The sequence below is a fragment of the Mycobacterium sp. NGS41 genome (assembly GCF_059812725.1).
On the sequence record NZ_JCALDF010000011.1, the window covers coordinates 33334 to 51272 of the forward strand.

The 17939-nt window shown below is 66.7% G+C and carries 10 protein-coding genes and 1 pseudogene; 7 read left to right on the forward strand and 4 right to left on the reverse strand.

Annotation, left to right across the window (positions count from 1 at the left end):
• Nucleotides 1-7 precede the first annotated feature (7 nt).
• From AC5Y21_RS12610 to qcrB, 3 genes and pseudogenes are all read left to right on the forward strand, one after another.
• Complete coding sequence (locus AC5Y21_RS12610) at nt 8-9313, forward strand: fatty acid synthase subunit beta domain-containing protein (RefSeq protein WP_499912736.1); 9306 nt, start codon at nt 8-10, stop codon at nt 9311-9313.
• Between the two features lie 109 nt (nt 9314-9422).
• Nucleotides 9423-9815, forward strand: a complete 393-nt coding sequence (gene acpS, locus AC5Y21_RS12615; RefSeq protein WP_067383081.1) for a holo-ACP synthase AcpS — start codon at nt 9423-9425, stop codon at nt 9813-9815.
• 185 nt (nt 9816-10000) lie between these two features.
• Nucleotides 10001-11591 (forward strand): annotated as a pseudogene (gene qcrB, locus AC5Y21_RS12620) (cytochrome bc1 complex cytochrome b subunit).
• Nucleotides 11592-11666: 75 nt separating this feature from the next.
• Here qcrB and AC5Y21_RS12625 read toward each other — a convergent pair.
• Both AC5Y21_RS12625 and macS read right to left on the reverse strand, forming a co-directional pair.
• On the reverse strand, nt 11667-12323 hold the full coding sequence (locus AC5Y21_RS12625; protein WP_499912738.1) for a response regulator: 657 nt from the start codon (nt 12321-12323) through the stop codon (nt 11667-11669).
• Nucleotides 12324-12327: 4 nt separating this feature from the next.
• A complete protein-coding gene (gene macS / locus AC5Y21_RS12630) occupies nt 12328-13482 on the reverse strand; it encodes a MacS family sensor histidine kinase (RefSeq protein WP_499912739.1) in 1155 nt (384 codons plus the stop codon).
• Between the two features lie 26 nt (nt 13483-13508).
• On the opposite strand from macS, the gene AC5Y21_RS12635 reads away from it, so the two are divergent.
• Both AC5Y21_RS12635 and AC5Y21_RS12640 read left to right on the forward strand, forming a co-directional pair.
• On the forward strand, nt 13509-14852 hold the full coding sequence (locus tag AC5Y21_RS12635; RefSeq protein WP_499912740.1) for a dipeptidase: 1344 nt from the start codon (nt 13509-13511) through the stop codon (nt 14850-14852).
• Between the two features lie 111 nt (nt 14853-14963).
• The gene (locus AC5Y21_RS12640; RefSeq protein WP_499912742.1) at nt 14964-15308 is read left to right on the forward strand and encodes a hypothetical protein; all 345 of its coding nucleotides are present in this window, start codon (nt 14964-14966) and stop codon (nt 15306-15308) included.
• A gap of 9 nt (nt 15309-15317) precedes the next feature.
• On the opposite strand, the gene bcp is transcribed toward AC5Y21_RS12640, so the two are convergent.
• Nucleotides 15318-15791: a thioredoxin-dependent thiol peroxidase gene (bcp, locus tag AC5Y21_RS12645; RefSeq protein ID WP_499912743.1), complete on the reverse strand. Its 474-nt coding sequence runs from the start codon at nt 15789-15791 to the stop codon at nt 15318-15320.
• A 96-nt stretch (nt 15792-15887) separates the two neighbouring features.
• Here bcp and AC5Y21_RS12650 point away from each other — a divergent pair, with 96 nt between their 5' ends.
• The gene (locus tag AC5Y21_RS12650) at nt 15888-16115 is read left to right on the forward strand and encodes a DUF3618 domain-containing protein (protein ID WP_499912745.1); all 228 of its coding nucleotides are present in this window, start codon (nt 15888-15890) and stop codon (nt 16113-16115) included.
• 15 nt (nt 16116-16130) lie between these two features.
• On the opposite strand, the gene AC5Y21_RS12655 is transcribed toward AC5Y21_RS12650, so the two are convergent.
• Nucleotides 16131-16904: an SDR family oxidoreductase gene (locus AC5Y21_RS12655; protein WP_499912747.1), complete on the reverse strand. Its 774-nt coding sequence runs from the start codon at nt 16902-16904 to the stop codon at nt 16131-16133.
• A gap of 159 nt (nt 16905-17063) precedes the next feature.
• Here AC5Y21_RS12655 and AC5Y21_RS12660 point away from each other — a divergent pair, with 159 nt between their 5' ends.
• Nucleotides 17064-17939, forward strand: a complete 876-nt coding sequence (locus AC5Y21_RS12660; RefSeq protein WP_499912882.1) for a LysR family transcriptional regulator — start codon at nt 17064-17066, stop codon at nt 17937-17939.

Genomic DNA, 17939 nt, shown 5'->3' on the forward strand with positions numbered 1-17939 from the left:
TATAGAGGTGACGATCCACGAGCACGACCGGCTGTCTGCTGACCACGACGAGACTGGCCCCCACAGCACCCATGCTCTGGTCGATCGCCTGGCTGCCGGTGAGCCGTATGCCGTCGCGTTCGGCGGCCAGGGCAGCGCCTGGCTGGAGACCCTCGAGGAGCTGGTCTCCTCGGCCGGGATCGAGTCCGACCTGGCAGCGCTGGTCGGCGAAGCGGACCTGCTGCTTGAGCCGATCGCCAAAGAGCTGGTCGTGGTGCGTCCGGTCGGCTTCGAGCCGCTGCAGTGGGTACGAGCGCTCGCGGCCGAGGAATCGGTGCCGTCCGACAAGCACCTGACGTCGGCCGCGGTGTCGTTGCCCGGCGTGCTGCTCACCCAGATCGCTGCCATCCGGGCCCTGGCACGCCAGGGTATGGACCTCTTCGCCACCCCGCCGGTCGCCCTGGCGGGGCACTCGCAGGGTGTGCTGGCTGTCGAGGCGCTCAAAGCCGCGGGAAACCGCGATGTCGAGCTGTTGGCCCTGGCTGAGCTGATCGGCGCCGCCGGAACGCTCGTCGCGCGCCGACGTGGAATCTCGATCCTCGGCGACCGCCCGCCGATGGTCTCGGTCACCAACGCCGATCCGCAGCGCATCCAGCGGCTGCTCGACGAGTTCGCCCAAGACGTTCGCACCGTGCTGCCGCCGGTGCTGTCGATTCGCAACGGCCGGCGCTCCGTCGTCATCACCGGTACCCCCGAGCAGCTCTCCCGCTTCGAGCTGTACTGCCGGCAGATCTCGGAGAAGGAAGAGGCCGACCGCAAGAACAAGGTCCGCGGCGGCGACGTCTTCGCGCCCGTCTTCGATCCGGTCCAGGTTGAGGTGGGCTTTCACACCCCGCGGCTGGCCGACGGTATCGACATCGTCGGGGGCTGGGCCGAAAAGATCGGCCTCGACGTCGAGTTCGCCCGAGTGCTCGCCGACTCCATTTTGGTAAAGAAGGTCGACTGGGTGGACGAGATCACCCGGGTGCACGAGGCCGGCGCGCGCTGGATCCTCGACCTGGGCCCCGGCGACATCCTGACCCGGCTGACCGCGCCGGTGATCCGCGGAATCGGCGTCGGCATCGTGCCCGCGGCAACCCGCGGCGGCCAGCGCAACCTCTTTACCGTCGGGGCCACGCCCGAGGTTGCCCGCGCCTGGTCGAGCTACGCCCCCACCGTGGTGCGCCTGCCCGACGGCCGCGTCAAGCTCTCGACCAAGTTCACCCGGTTGACCGGCCGCTCACCGATCCTGCTGGCGGGTATGACCCCGACCACCGTTGACGCCAAGATCGTCGCCGCCGCGGCCAACGCCGGGCACTGGGCTGAGCTGGCAGGTGGTGGGCAGGTCACCGAGGAGGTCTTCGCCAACCGCATCGAGGAGTTGTCGGGACTGCTCGAGCCCGGCCGCACCTACCAGTTCAACGCGCTGTTCCTCGACCCTTACCTGTGGAAGTTGCAGGTCGGCGGCAAGCGACTGGTGCAAAAGGCCCGCCAGTCCGGTGCGGCTATCGATGGTGTGGTCGTCAGCGCCGGTATCCCGGACCTGGAGGAAGCGGTCGAGCTGATCGACGAGCTCAACGACGTCGGCATCAGTCACGTCGTGTTCAAGCCCGGCACCATCGAGCAGATCCGCTCGGTCATCCGCATCGCCACCGAGGTGCCCACCAAGCCGGTGATCATGCACGTCGAGGGCGGGCGGGCCGGCGGTCACCATTCCTGGGAAGACCTCGACGACCTGCTGCTGGCGACCTATTCGGAGCTGCGGTCGCGGCCCAACATCACGGTCTGCGTCGGCGGCGGTATCGGAACTCCCGAACGCGCAGCCGAATACCTGTCCGGACGCTGGGCAGAGTCCTATGGCTTCCCGTTGATGCCCATCGACGGCATTCTGGTCGGCACTGCCGCGATGGCGACCCTCGAGTCCACCACGTCGCCGTCGGTCAAGCGGACGCTGGTCGAGACCCAAGGCACCGACCAGTGGATCAGCGCCGGAAAAGCCCAGGGCGGCATGGCTTCCAGCCGTAGCCAGCTGGGCGCCGACATCCACGAGATCGACAACACCGCCTCGCGTTGCGGCCGTCTGCTCGACGAAGTTGCCGGCGACGCAGACGCTGTCGCTGAGCGGCGCGACGAGATCATCGCGGCGATGGCCAACACCGCCAAGCCCTACTTCGGTGACGTGGCCGAGATGACCTACCTCCGGTGGCTGCAGCGCTATGTCGAACTGACCATCGGCGAGGGCAATTCGACCGCCGACACCGCCTCACCGGGCAGCCCATGGCTGGCCGACACCTGGCGGGACCGGTTCGAGCAGATGCTGCAACGCGCCGAAGCCCGCTTGCATCCAAAGGATTTCGGCCCCATCGAGACTCTGTTCAGCGATGCGGAGCTGCTGGAGAATCCCGAGGCGGCGATCGACCTGCTGGTTGACCGCTATCCGGACGCCGAAACCGTGCAGCTGCATCCGGCCGATGTGCCTTTCTTCGTCACGCTGTGCAAGACGCTCGGCAAGCCGGTGAATTTCGTGCCCGTCATCGATAAGGACGTTCGCCGCTGGTGGCGCAGTGACTCGCTGTGGCAGGCGCACGACGCCCGCTACGACGCCGACCAGGTGTGCATCATCCCGGGCACCGCAGCGGTTGCCGGTATCACCCGAATGGACGAGCCCGTCGGCGAATTACTGGACCGTTTCGAGCAGGCCGCCATCGACGAGGTGCTCGCCCTGGACGGCCAGCCGCAAGACGTCACCTCGCGCCGGCTGGGCCGCCCCGACGTGACCGGTCCGCTGGCTGTCGTGCTCGACGCACCCGATGTGCTGTGGGCCGGTCGCATCGCGACCAACCCGGCTCATCGTATCGCCGAGCCCGCCGAGTGGCAGGTCCATGACGAGCCCGGAAACCTGCGCGCCACACACTCTTCCACCGGAGCCCGACTGCAGGTTGACTCCGATGATCAAGTGGTACTTAGTGTTCCGGTGTCCGGGATCTGGATCGACATCCCGTTCACATTGCCCGCCAACACCGTTGACGGTGGCATTCCAGTGGTCTCTATCGAGGACGCGAGCACCGCCATGCGCTCCGTGCTGGCAATCGCCGCCGGGGTGGACGGCCCGGAATTCCTGCCTGAGGTGAACAACGGGACAGCCACCGCGACGGTGGACTGGGATCCCGAGCGAGTCGCCGACCACACCGGGGTGACGGCCACCTTCGGTGAGCCGCTGGCGCCTAGTCTGACTACTGTGCCCGACGCACTGGTCGGTCTTTGCTGGCCGGCGGTTTTCGCGGCGATCGGCTCGGCCGTCACCGACACCGGTGTTCCGGTGGTGGAGGGCCTGCTGAGCCTGGTGCACCTGGACCACGCGGCCCGCGTGGTCGGCCAGCTGCCCACCGTTCCGGCTCAATTGACCGTCACTGCAACGGCTTCCAACGCGATCGACACCGACATGGGCCGGGTGGTCCCGGTCTCGGTGACCGTGCAGGGCGCAGCCGACAACGACGGCGGCGCGATCGCCACACTGGACGAGCGGTTCGCGATCCTGGGCCGCACCGGTTCGGCTGAACTCACCGACCCGGTCCGGGCCGGCGGCGCGGTGTCGGAGAACGCGACCGACACGCCGCGGCGTCGTCGCCGCGACGTCAGGCTTACCGCTCCGGCCGACATGCGTCCGTTCGCGATGGTGTCCGGCGACCACAACCCGATTCACACCGACCGGGCGGCTGCGCTGCTGGCGGGCCTGGAATCGCCCATCGTGCATGGCATGTGGCTGTCGGCCGCCGCGCAGCACGCGGTGACCGCCACCGACGGTCAAGCCCGGCCGCCGGCCCGGCTGGTCGGCTGGACGGCCCGATTCCTGGGCATGGTGCGTCCCGGCGACGAGGTCGACTTCCGGGTCGAGCGCGTCGGAATCGACAGGGGCGCGGAGGTTTTAGAGGTCAGCGCCCGCATCCTTGGGGGCAGGAGCGAAGCGACCGGGGGGGCCCGGCTAGCGTCCGACCTGGTGATGTCGGCGACGGCACGACTGGCCGCACCCAAGACGGTCTACGCCTTCCCCGGCCAGGGAATCCAGCACAAGGGCATGGGCATGGAGGTCCGTGCCCGCTCTAAGGCGGCCCGCAAGGTTTGGGACAGCGCGGACAAGTTCACGCGTGACACGTTGGGCTTCTCGGTGCTGCACGTGGTGCGAGACAACCCGACCAGCCTCATCGCCAGCGGTGTGCACTACCACCACCCCGACGGCGTGCTCTACCTGACGCAGTTCACCCAGGTCGCCATGGCGACGGTGGCGGCCGCGCAGGTCGCCGAGATGCGCGAACAGGGTGCCTTCGTCGAAGGTGCCATCGCCTGCGGCCACTCGGTGGGCGAGTACACCGCGCTGGCCTGTGTCCTGGATGTCTACGAGCTGGAAGCCTTGCTGGAGACAGTGTTTCACCGCGGGTCGAACATGCACGACATCGTGCCGCGCGACGAGCTGGGCCGCTCCAACTACCGCCTGGCCGCAATCCGGCCCTCGCAGATCGACCTTGACGACGCCGATGTCACCGCCTTCGTCGCCGAAATCGCCGAGCGCACCGGTGAATTCCTGGAGATCGTGAACTTCAACCTGCGCGGCTCGCAGTACGCGATCGCCGGTACAGTTCGCGGACTGGAGGCACTGGAGGAAGAGGTAGAGAGGCGCCGCGCGCTCACCGGCGGCAAGCGCTCGTTCATCCTGGTGCCGGGCATCGACGTGCCGTTCCACTCGCGAGTGTTGCGGGTCGGCGTCGCGGAGTTCCGCCGCTCGCTGGACCGCGTGATGCCGCGGGACAAGGACCCCAACCTGATCATCGGGAGCTACATCCCCAACCTGGTACCGCGCCCGTTCACGCTGGACCGCGATTTTATCCAGGCAATCCGGGATCTGGTGCCCGCCGAGCCGCTCGACGAGATCCTCGCCGACTACGACACCTGGCTGCGTGAGCGGCCGCGCGAGATGGCGCGCATCGTCCTCATCGAGCTGTTGGCGTGGCAGTTCGCCAGCCCAGTGCGCTGGATCGAGACGCAGGATCTGCTGTTCATCGAGGAGGCCGCAGGCGGTCTCGGTGTGGAGCGCTTCGTCGAGATCGGCGTGAAGTCGGCGCCGACGGTGGCGGGACTGGCTACCAACACCCTCAAGCTTCCTGAATACGCCCACAGCACAGTGGAAGTACTCAACGCCGAACGCGATGCCGCGGTTCTGTTCGCCACCGACACCGACCCCGAACCGGAGTTCGAAGCGGAGGTAGATGATTCCGCCGCCGGCGCGGCGGATGCCGCTCCCATGTCTGATGTCACGCCAGCCGTCGCTCCGGCTCCTGCCGGAGCACCGTCCGCCGCTCCGACGGGAACCGCTCGGCCGGACGATCTTTCGTTCGACGCGGCCGATGCGACCCTGGCGCTGATCGCGCTGTCGGCCAAGATGCGCATCGACCAGATCGAACAGCTGGACTCCATCGAATCCATCACCGACGGCGCATCGTCACGACGTAACCAGCTGCTGGTGGACCTGGGCTCTGAGCTGAACCTGGGTGCCATCGACGGCGCCGCCGAGGCCGACCTGGCCGGGCTGCGCTCACAGGTGACCAAGCTGGCCCGCACCTACAAGCCTTACGGCCCAGTGCTTTCCGATGCGATCAACGACCAGCTGCGGACGGTTCTCGGGCCCTCTGGCAAGCGCCCGGCTGCCATCGCCGAGCGGGTCAGCAAGACCTGGGAGCTTGGCGAAGGCTGGACCAAACACGTCACCGTAGAGGTCGCGCTGGGAACCCGGGAAGGCACCAGTGTGCGGGGCGGCGCCATGGGTCATCTTCACGAGGGTGCGCTGGCCGATGCCGCTTCTGTCGACAAGGTCATCGACGCTGCCGTTGCTTCGGTTGCCGCGCGCCGCGGTGTTGCCGTGTCGCTGCCGTCCGCGGGCGGTGGCGGCGGTGCGACCGTGGATGCAGCCGCGCTGAGCGAATTCACCGACCAGATCACCGGCCGCGACGGGGTGCTCGCCTCGGCGGCCCGCCTGGTGCTGGGTCAGTTGGGTCTGGACGACCCGGTCAGCGCTGGGATCCTGGGGCCCGCCGCCACCGATGCCGAACTCATCGACCTGGTGACCGCCGAATTGGGTTCGGACTGGCCACGTTTGGTGGCGCCGGTGTTCGACGGCAAGAAGGCCGTCGTCTTCGACGACCGCTGGGCCAGTGCCCGCGAGGACTTGGTCAAGCTATGGCTGACCGACGAAGGCGACATCGACAGCGACTGGGTGCGGCTGTCCGAGCGCTTCGAGGGCGCCGGTCACGTCGTTGCCACGCAGGCCACCTGGTGGCAGGGCAAGTCGCTGGCCGCGGGCCGTCAGATTCACGCGTCGCTGTACGGGCGGATCGCCGCCGGTGCCGAGAACCCGGATCCCGGTCCTTACAGCAAGGAAATCGCCGTCGTGACAGGCGCTTCGAAGGGTTCGATCGCCGCGTCGGTGGTCGCGCGGCTGCTCGATGGCGGTGCCACCGTCGTCGCCACGACCTCGAAGCTCGACGACGAGCGCCTGGCGTTCTACCGCACGCTGTATCGCGACCACGCCCGTTACGGCGCGGCGCTGTGGGTGGTGGCCGCCAACATGGCGTCCTACTCCGACATCGACGCCCTGGTCGAATGGGTCGGCAGCGAGCAGTCCGAAAGCCTTGGGCCGCAATCAATTCACATCAAGGACGCGCAGACCCCAACGCTGCTGTTCCCGTTCGCGGCGCCGCGGGTCGTCGGTGATCTCGCGGAAGCTGGTTCGCGCTCCGAGATGGAGATGAAGGTGCTGCTGTGGGCCGTGCAGCGGCTGATCGGCGGTCTGTCGAAGATCGGCGCCGAGCGCGACATCGCGTCTCGCCTGCACGTGGTGCTGCCCGGCTCACCCAACCGCGGGATGTTCGGCGGCGACGGCGCGTACGGCGAAGCCAAGTCGGCGCTCGACGCAGTGGTAAGCCGCTGGCACGCCGAGCCGTCGTGGGCGGCCCGGGTCAGCTTGGCGCACGCGCTGATTGGCTGGACCCGCGGGACCGGACTTATGGGTCACAACGACGCCATCGTCGCCGCCGTCGAGGAGGCCGGTGTCACGACCTACTCGACCGACGAGATGGCCGCGATGCTGCTGGGCTTGTGCGAGGTGGAGTCCAAGGTCGTCGCTGCCAGGTCGCCGATCAAGGCCGACCTGACCGGCGGGCTGGCCGAAGCCAACATCGACATGGCCGAACTGGCCGCCAAAGCGCGCGAGGAGATGACGGCTGAGGCCGCCACCGAGGACGCCGCGACGGAAGGAACTATCGCCGCGCTGCCGTCGCCGCCGCGAGGATTCACTCCCGCCCCGCCTCCCGAGTGGGACGACCTCGACGTCGACCCCGCGGATCTGGTGGTGATCGTCGGCGGCGCCGAAATCGGCCCGTACGGCTCGTCGCGTACCCGGTTCGAGATGGAGGTCGACAACGAGCTGTCTGCCGCCGGCGTATTGGAGCTGGCCTGGACCACCGGGCTGATCTCCTGGGAGGACGACCCCCAACCCGGTTGGTATGACACGCAATCGGGCGAACTCGTCGACGAGGCCGAACTCGTCGAGCGGTATCACGACGTCGTGGTCGAGCGCGTCGGCATTCGTGAGTTCGTCGATGACGGCGCGATCGACCCCAACGAAGGCTCCCCACTGCTGGTGTCGGTGTTCCTGGACAAGGACTTCGCCTTCGTCGTCTCGTCGGAGGCCGACGCCCGAGCCTTCGCCGAATTCGATCCGGAGCACACGATCGTTCGTCCGGTGCCCGATTCGAGCGACTGGCAGGTCATCCGCAAGGCCGGCACCGAGATTCGCGTGCCGCGAAAGAACAAGCTGTCGCGACTGGTCGGTGGTCAGGTCCCGACCGGGTTCGACCCCATGGTGTGGGGCATCACCCCGGACATGGCGAGTTCTATTGACCGGTTGGCTGTTTGGAACATCGTGGCGACTGTCGATGCATTCCTCACCGCCGGTTTCAGTCCGGCCGAGGTGATGCGCTACGTGCACCCGAGCCTGGTGGCCAACACCATGGGCACCGGCATGGGTGGCGGTACCTCGATGCAGACGATGTACCACGGCAACCTGTTGGGACGTAACAAGCCCAACGACATCTTCCAGGAAGTATTGCCGAATATCGTTGCCGCGCATGTGGTTCAGTCCTACATCGGCAGCTACGGCGCGATGATCCACCCGGTCGCCGCGTGCGCCACGGCCGCGGTGTCGATCGAGGAGGGCGTCGACAAGATCCGGCTGGGCAAGGCCGAGATGGTGGTGACCGGCGGCATCGACGACCTGACGCTGGAAGGCATCATCGGCTTCGGTGACATGGCGGCCACCGCCGACACCGGCATGATGCGCGGCCGCGGCATCGACGACTCGAAGTTCTCCCGGCCCAACGACCGGCGGCGGCTGGGCTTCGTCGAAGCCCAGGGCGGCGGCACCATCATCCTGGCGCGTGGCGATCTGGCGTTGAAGATGGGACTGCCGGTGCTCGCGGTGGTGGGCTTCGCGCAGTCGTTCGGTGATGGCGTGCACACCTCGATCCCGGCCCCTGGGCTGGGCGCGCTGGGGGCCGGCCGCGGCGGCAAGGACTCGCCGCTGGCCCGGTCGCTGGCCAAGCTGGGCGTCGGCGCCGACGACATCGCGGTGATCTCCAAGCACGACACGTCGACGCTGGCCAACGATCCCAACGAGACTGAGTTGCACGAACGGCTGGCCGACTCGATGGGCCGTTCCGCGGGCGCGCCGCTGTTCGTGGTGTCGCAGAAGAGCCTGACCGGCCACGCCAAGGGCGGCGCCGCCGTCTTCCAGACGATGGGGTTGTGCCAGATGTTGCGGGACGGCGTAATTCCGCCCAACCGGAGCCTGGACTGCGTCGACGACGAACTGGCCGGCTCCTCACACTTCGTGTGGGTGCGGGACACGCTACGGCTCGGGAAGAATTTCCCGCTCAAGGCCGGGATGCTGACCAGCCTCGGGTTCGGCCACGTGTCGGGCCTGGTCGCGCTGGTGCACCCGCAGGCCTTCATTGCCTCGCTCAGCCCCGACCAGCGTGCGGACTACCAGCGCCATGCGGATGCCCGGCTGTTGGCGGGTCAGCGCCGGTTGGCCTCGGCCATCGCCGGCGGTGAGCCGATGTACCAGCGGCCACCGGATCGCCGCTTCGACCACAGCGCGCCGGAGAAGCGGCAGGAGGCGGCGATGTTGCTGAACTCGGCGGCCCGGCTGGGCGACGGCGATGCCTTCGAGGTGTCTGCTAAATGACTCGGCCGGATTGCCCGGCTTCTCCTCGGTCCGTCGCCCGCAAGCGGGTGGCGCCCCCAGCGCCGACCGTATCGTCGCCGGCCTCGGGCATCCACTAACCTGGCGACCCATGGGCATCGTCGGAGTGGGGATTGACCTTGTCTCCATTCCCGATTTCGCCGAGCAGGTCGACCAGCCGGGAACGGTGTTCTCGGCGACGTTCACCCCGGGTGAGCGCCGCGACGCCTCGGACAAGAGTTCGTCGGCGGCGCGTCACCTGGCGGCCCGCTGGGCCGCGAAGGAGGCGGTGATCAAGGCCTGGTCCGGGTCGCGGTTCGCGCAGCGCCCGGTGTTGCCGGAGGACATCCATCGCGATATTGAGGTGGTCACCGACATGTGGGGCCGCCCGCGGGTGCGGTTGACCGGGGCCATCGCCAAGCATCTGGCCGACGTGACGATCCATGTGTCGCTGACCCACGAAGGGGACACCGCGGCCGCCGTCGCGATCTTAGAGACTCCGTAGGCGGAGCACCTTAGTACGCCGAGCAGACGCAGAATCGCATCATAATCGCGGTTTCCGTGCGATTCTGCGTCTGCTCATGCGCTTGGGCGATCCGCTCCAGGGCTGGCGTAGTACTACGCTCTGTGGTACTACGTAAGATAGTAGAAAGCCGGGTGCCGCACTGGAGCGGTTTCGGCGTTGAGGGGGTGCCCGCCGTGAGCCTCAACCGACAGGCGCAGGAAATCGACACGCGCTATCACCCCGCGGCGGCCGTTCGCAGACAGCTCAATAAGGTCTTTCCGACGCACTGGTCGTTCCTGCTGGGCGAGATCGCGCTGTACAGCTTCATCGTGCTGCTGATCACCGGCGTGTACCTGACGCTGTTCTTCGATCCGTCGATGACCGAGGTCACTTATCACGGTGTCTACCAACCGCTGCGCGGCGTACAGATGTCGCGCGCCTACGAGTCGGCGCTGAATTATTTCTTTCGAAGTCCGCGGCGGGCTGTTCGTGCGCCAGATTCACCACTGGGCCGCGTTGATGTTCGGAGCGGCGATCATGGTGCACCTGGCGAGGGTCTTCTTCACCGGTGCGTTCCGCAGACCCCGTGAGGCGAACTGGGTCATCGGCTCGCTGCTGCTGATCCTGGCGATGTTCGAGGGCTACTTCGGCTACTCGCTGCCCGACGACCTGCTCTCGGGTATCGGCCTGCGCGCCGCGCTGTCGTCGATCACGCTGGGCCTGCCGGTGATCGGCACCTGGCTGCACTGGGCGCTGTTCGGCGGCGACTTCCCGGGTACCACTTTGATTCCCAGGCTCTACGCGCTGCACGTCCTGCTGCTGCCGGCGATCATTCTGGGGCTGATCGGGATGCACCTGGCATTGGTGTGGTTCCAGAAGCACACGCAGTTCCCCGGGCCGAGACGCACCGAGCACAATGTCGTCGGCGTGCGGGTGATGCCGGTGTTCGCGGTGAAATCCGGTGGGTTCTTTGCGGCCATTGTGGGTGTGCTGGGCCTGATGGGCGGCCTGCTGCAGATCAACCCCATCTGGAACCTGGGCCCCTACACGCCATCTCAGGTGTCTGCCGGGTCCCAGCCCGACTTCTACATGATGTGGCCGGAAGGGTTGATGCGGCTGTGGCCGGCGTGGGAGATCTACATCGGCCACCACACGGTACCCGCGGTAGTTGCCGTCGCGCTGATCATGGGACTGGTCTTTGTCCTGCTGATGATCTATCCGTTCCTGGAGAAGCGGTTCACCGGCGACCGCGCACATCACAACCTGTTGCAGCGCCCCCGCGACGTACCTGTGCGGACCTCGATCGGTGCGATGGCGATCAGCTTCTACATGGTGCTGACGCTGGCCGCGATGAACGACATCATCGCGCTGAAGTTCCACATCTCGCTGAACGCGACGACGTGGATCGGGCGCATCGGCATGGTGATCCTGCCGCCGCTGGTCTACTTCGTCACTTATCGGTGGTGCATCGGGTTGCAGCGCAGCGACCGCTCGGTGCTCGAGCACGGGGTGGAGACGGGCATCATCAAGCGGCTGCCGCACGGTGCCTACATCGAACTGCATCAACCGCTCGGCCCTCTCGACGCTGAAGGCCACCCGCTACCGCTGGAATACCAGGGCGCGCCGATTCCCAAGCGAATGAACAGACTTGGCGCCGGGGGGAAGCCCGGTTCGGGCTTGCTCTTCCCCGACCCCGCCTCGGAAAGCACAGCACTCTCGGAGGCCAAACACGCCGCCGAGCGACGCGCCCTCACCGCACTGCGCGAAAGGTCCTAGGGCGAGCAGACGCGGAATCGCATCAAAATCGGAGATTTTGTGCGATTCCGCGTCTTTTCGCGAGGAAAGCCGCCATCAGTCGTCGAGGCCGTGCTCGATGGCGTAGCGGGTCAGCTCCACCCGATTGGCGACTTGCAGCTTCCGGAACGTCGCCTGGACGTGGTTTTCCACCGTTCGGTGGCTCAACGAGAGCTTCTCGGCGATCTGCTTGGCGGACAACCCTTTTGCGACGTAACGCAACACTTCGGTCTCCCGCTCGGTCAGGCTCGGTCGAGCCGGTCCCGCATCCGGACTCTGCGCGATGCGCCGGTATTCGCCCAGGACCAGCCCCGCCAGGCTCGGGGTGAACACGGCGCGACCCGCCGCGGTGGCCCGCAAGGCTTCGCTCAGTTCGGACTTCGAGGCGCTCTTGACCAGGTAGCCGGTCGCCCCGGCCTTGACGGCTTCCAGGACGTCGTCGCGTTCGTCGGAGGCGGACAGCACCAGCACCCGCGAGGACGGCGAGACCTCGAGTACCTCCGTCGTCGCCTGCACGCCGGTGCCGTCGGTGAGCTGCATGTCCATCACCACCACATCGGGCTTGACCACGGCCGCCCGGCGTTTCGCCGCGGCCACCCCGTCGGCGGTGGCGACCACGTCGAACCCCTCCTCGGCGAGATCGCGCGCCACCGCGTCGCGCCAGATCGGATGGTCGTCGACGACCATTACCGTCGGTAACGCTTCGTCGCTCATCAAGTCACCCGCGTCCAGTCTTTCCGGCACGCCGGCGCGGCACGCGCAGCTCCCACTCGGTGCCCTCGCCCGCCTCCGTCTGCAGTTCCGCGTCGCCGCCCAGCGATATCATCCGTCCCACAATCGATTTCGAGATCCCTAGGCGTCCCTGTCTTTCCGCTTCCTGCAGCCGGCCGGCAGGGATGCCGACCCCGTCGTCGCGAACGCTCACCGCGACCGAATCGCCCAGGTCTTCCAGCAGCACGAAGGCACGCGCATCGGGCCCCGCGTGCGACCACACATTGTCCAGAGCGTTGCCCACCGCAGCATCCAGTTCGACGGCCGTGTGCCGCGCGAGCGGGACGGCGGTTCCGGGCAGGCTCATCGACACACGGTCGCGCTCCCTGCGCCGCAGCAATGTGCGCAGGTCGACGGTCTCGCTGTCCCCGTCTCGATCGAGGCTGGTGGAGGTTATCCATCGTCGCAGCGCGCGTTCCTGTTCGCCGGCAAGGTCGGCCAATTCGGATGTGGCACCGCCGATTTCCTGGCCGCGCTTGGCGACGAGCGCCAGCACCTGGATGACGCCGTCGTGAACCTGACGCGAGAGCCGCTCCCGCTCTTCCAGTGCGGCGGACAACTGGGCGGCTCGCTGCAGCTCGGCGTGGGCGCGGCGTGCGGTGCGGGCGGCCATACCTATTGCCAGACCGATTGCCAGCTCGATGATGATGGTCGCGTTGTGCCCGAGGTTGAGGGTGAAGTAATTCTTGACCGCGAAATTGGTGGCCATCACTACCAACCCGGTCAGCATGCCGCCGCCCGGGCCGAACTGCAGGGCGGCCGAAATCGTGGGGTTGCTGGCCCACAAGGTCGTCGGCCAGGTCTGGTTGTCGGCCGCCCACTGCGCGGAGGCGACGATGCGGTTGGACCCCATCAGCAGCACTACGACGATGATTTCCGAGATAACCCATGCCGGCCTGCGACCGAAACCACGCAGGTAGGCCACCGCGCAGGCGGCACTCCAGCCGATCAGCACGGCGAACAGCAGCCAACCCAGCAGTGGGTGGCGCAAATCCTCGTTGATCGCGATGTGGAAGCCCAGCGCGTAAAGGCAACTCAGCAGCCGGAACACTTGCGCCGCCCGCCAGAGCGGCGCGGTCGGGTCGGGACCGTGGGTCGGCACACAGCCAGCTTAGCTAGCCTCGAAACATGAGTGATCTGGTTGAACGAGTCCGTGAGGTGCTGCCGTCGGTGCGGCGCGATCTCGAGGACCTGGTGCGCATCGAATCGGTATGGGCCGACCCGGCTCGGCGCGACGAGGTACACCGCAGCGCGCAAGCCGTCGCAGACCTGTTGTCGCAAGCAGGTTTTGGCGACGTGCGCACAGTCAGCGAAGGTGGCGCGCCGGCGGTCATCGCGCGGTATCCGGCACCCGACGGCGCACCCACCGTGTTGCTGTACGCACACCATGACGTGCAGCCCGAAGGTGACCGCGCCCAGTGGTCATCGCCGCCTTTCCAGCCGAGCGAACGCGACGGCCGACTGTACGGCCGCGGCAGCGCCGACGACAAGGCCGGTATCGCAACGCATTTGGCGGCTTTTCGGGCACACGAGGGCCGCCCTCCGGTGGGTGTCACAGTGTTCGTCGAAGGGGAGGAAGAATCCGGTTCGCCGTCGCTGGCCCGGTTGCTTACCGCCCACCGCGACGCGCTGGCGGCGGACGTCATCGTCATCGCCGACTCGGACAATTGGAGCACTGACATTCCGGCGCTGACGGTGTCGCTGCGCGGGTTGGTCGATTGTGTGGTCGAGGTCGCCACATTGGACCACGGATTACATTCCGGCTTGTGGGGCGGCGCGGTTCCCGACGCGCTGACCGTGCTGGTGCGGCTGCTGGCCAGCCTGCACGACGACGACGGCAACGTGGCGGTGGCCGGATTGCACGAAACCGACACCGCCACGCCGAATTTCCCCGACTACCCGGCGGAGCGGCTGCGGAACGACTCCGGTCTGCTGGATGGGGTGACGGAAATCGGCTCCGGGTCGGTGCCGCGACGGCTTTGGGCCAAACCTGCGATCACCGTGATCGGCATCGACACCACATCGGTCGCGGCATCGTCGAACACGCTGATACCGCGGGCTCGGGCCAAGATCAGCATGCGGGTCGCTCCAGGCGGCGACGCCGACGCTCATCTGGACGCGCTGACCGCCCATCTGCAGCGCAACACCCCGTGGGGTGCACAGGTCACCGTCACGCGCGGCGATAAAGGCGAGCCCTACGCCATCGAGGCCAGCGGCGCAGTCTATGACGCCGCGCGGGCGGCGTTCCGGCAGGCGTGGGGTGCCGAGCCGATCGATATGGGGATGGGCGGTTCGATCCCGTTCATCGCCGAGTTCGCCGCGGCATTCCCGCAGGCGAAGATCCTCGTCAGCGGGGTGGAAGATCCCGCAACACAAGCGCACAGCGTCAACGAAAGCCTGCATCTGGGGGTGTTCGAGCGTGCGGCTGTCGCCGAGGCGCTGCTACTGGCCAACCTGGCCAACCTGGCCTGACCATGCCGGAGGTTTGCTCGCGCACGTTATCGAGACGAGCCTGGTTTCGCTGAAGCGGTCCGAGCGCCCCCTTCGTCTGTGCATACTTGTGTCGCAAACCGGGGGGAGCGGATGACGACGACATGCCGGGGACGTGCCCAAAAGACATTCGTGGTGGGCGTCGCAATCGCAGGCGCGATCCTGGCCGGCGCCCCAATAGCGACCGCCGACGATCCCGACGATCCCGCCACGACCTCGTCGCCCACGCCGTCCCCCACAGCACAAAAGCCCCCCGATCTGAAGCCACCGAAGCTCCCCAACAACGGCGAGCCCAAAACCGGCGACCTCGCGGATAAGAATTGCTGGGTCATCGACGGTGTTCCGACCTGGAATGCGCCGGGAACCGCGCCCAGGCCCATCGGTCCAGGACAAACTGCTGTGCCCTGCTATGTCGTCTACGGCCTAACGCCGCACTGAGCCAAGCCGCTACGAAGCCAGCTGCTTCTGGATGAACGTGGCCGTATGTGCGGCCTTGACGTTGTACTGCGCGACCGCGATCTTGCCTTTCTCGTCGACGACGAACGACGAACGGATGACTCCCGTGACCGTCTTGCCGTACAGCTGCTTCTCCCCATACGCGCCCCAGGCGCTCAGCACCTTACGGTCCGGATCGGACAGCAGCGGAAACGTCAGACCCTCGGCGTCACGGAATTTGGCCAGCTTCTCCGGCTTGTCGGGGGAGATCCCGACGACGTCGAGGCCGGCATCGTTGAGGTCGCGCAGACTGTCGCGAAACGCGCAGGCTTGCTTGGTGCATCCCGGAGTTGAGGCCGCCGGGTAGAAGTACACGACGACGCGGCGTCCCTTGTAGTCGGCCAGCGATACCTTGTGGCCGTCGGCGTCGGGCAGGTTGAATCCGGGTGCCTTGTCGCCGGGGGCCAGTCGCGGGGTCTCGGACAACGTGGGGTCCCTTTCTGTTCACCGGAGCGCCGGGGTCGGTACCAGCTGCTCTAGGGTAGTTCGTCAGTGCACCAGCCCGACTTGGAGGACAGACACGTGGCGGAACGGGACCCCGAAGCCATCAAGCAGGAGATCGACGTCGCCCGCAACCAGCTGGCGGCCACCGTCGACTCACTTGCTGAGCGGGCTAATCCCCGCCGTCTGGCCGACGATCTGAAAGCCCGGGCGATCGAATTCGTCAGAAAGCCCGCAGTGATGGTGTCGCTGGCCGGAGTGGGGGCGCTTGTCGTTGTGGTGGTGGTGCGGCAAGTCAGGAATCGCTGACGCTTCGGAGGGCGGTCAGCGGGTGGTGTAGCCGCCGTTGGCGAAGATGGTCTGCCCCGTGATCCACCAGCCGTCGCTGACCAGGAAGCGGATCAGCGCGACGATGTCGTTGGGATCGGTGAGACCGGTCTCGGTGAATTTCGACAGGTCTGCTGCTGTTTGGTTGAACTTGGCCGACTCGTCGGTTTCCTGGCCGTAGAAAAACGGGGTCTCCATAGGCCCGGGCGCTACCGCGACGACGGAGATGCCGCGCTCCCCGAATTCTTTCGACGCCGCGCGGGTGAAGTGTTCCACCGGACTCTTCGAACCGGCGTAGATCGAGTAGAGCCCGGTGTAGGCGGCCAACAAAGACGTGACCAGGGTGACGAGCTTGCCACCGTCGGAAAGCCGTTTGCCCGCTTCTTGGATGAAGAAAAATGCGGCTTTGGAGTTGATCGCGAAGATCTTGTCGTAGTCATCTTCGGTGATCTCGGTGATCGGTTTCTTGATCACCATTCCGGCGGTGTTGACCGCGATATCGATCGTTCCCATGGCCGCCTTCGCGTCGTCGAACAGGGCCGATACCGCGGCAGCTGAGGTCAGATCGCCCTGATACGCGTAGGCCGCGGGACCGGCCGCCTCAATGGCTGCCACCGTCTCCTCGGCGGCCGCCTTCGTCGCGCCGCTGTTGTAGTGAATCGCGATCGACTTGACCCCCTGGCCCGCAAGATCACGGGCGAGCAATCCGCCCAGATTCTTCGCGCCTCCGGTGATCAGAACCGTCTTGCCCTGCAGCGTGTGATCACTCACATGGAGCCTCCCTCGATCTATTTGCGGTGACGTCGTACCAACGACGCTACGACGAAGAAGCACAAATCACTAACAGGGTTTAATGGTCGAAGTACAAGCATTGTTTGTTGAATGGAGTTAGCCGTGGCGGATCCTTCCCACGAAGGAGGCGGCGGGCCGATGGACCTGTATCGGCTGGCGCAGTTTTTGGCGGTGACCGATCACGAGAATCTGAGCGCCGCGGCAGACCATCTCCATCTGACTCAGCAGGCGTTGAGCACAGCGATGCGACGACTCGAGCGCACGCTCGGTGTAGGTCTGTTCGAGCGCCGCGGCCGCCGACTGGCACTCACCGCGGCGGGCCGGAAACTTCGCGACGGCGCGCCTTTGCTGCTGGCGGCCGCTGCTGCCCTTGCTGACGCGACACGGCAGGCCGCGGCGGGAAGCCAGCCGCCCTTCGTCGTCGGACACACGCCCGCGATCACGGCCGAGGAAATCTTCGCGATCATCGAACCGGTGCGAACGGCGCGGCCGGAGTTGTCGGTCACGGCCCGTCAGATGTTTCCAGACGAGATGCAGCGCGCCCTGCTCGACCGCTCGATCGACGTCGGCCTTCGACGCGGTGCCACCACGCCCCCCGACTTGGCCGGAAGCGTCATCGGCTATGACGAGCTTCGGGTTGCGGTGTGCGCCGGACACCCGCTGGCCGGACAAGCTCACATCGCACTGACCGATATCGCCACCTACACTCTGGTCGTGTGGGCGCCCCCGACCTTCTCGTTCTATACCGACTTCCTCGTATCGGCCTGTCGCCGAGCAGGTTTCGAGCCAACGCTGGTGGTGAACAAAACGCAGGGCACACCCCCGGTCACTGCGGTGGCCGACAACGATTACGTCGCGCTAGTTACCGCGCCCACTGGTACTGCGCTGCAGGGCCGCGTCGAAGTGCGGCCATTGATCGACCCGCCGCTGGTGCCGGTTCAGGCCCTATGGCTGCCGCACACCATCTCCGAAGCGCGAAGCATCCTGCTGGCACCGCGTCCGAGGGAAGGTTAA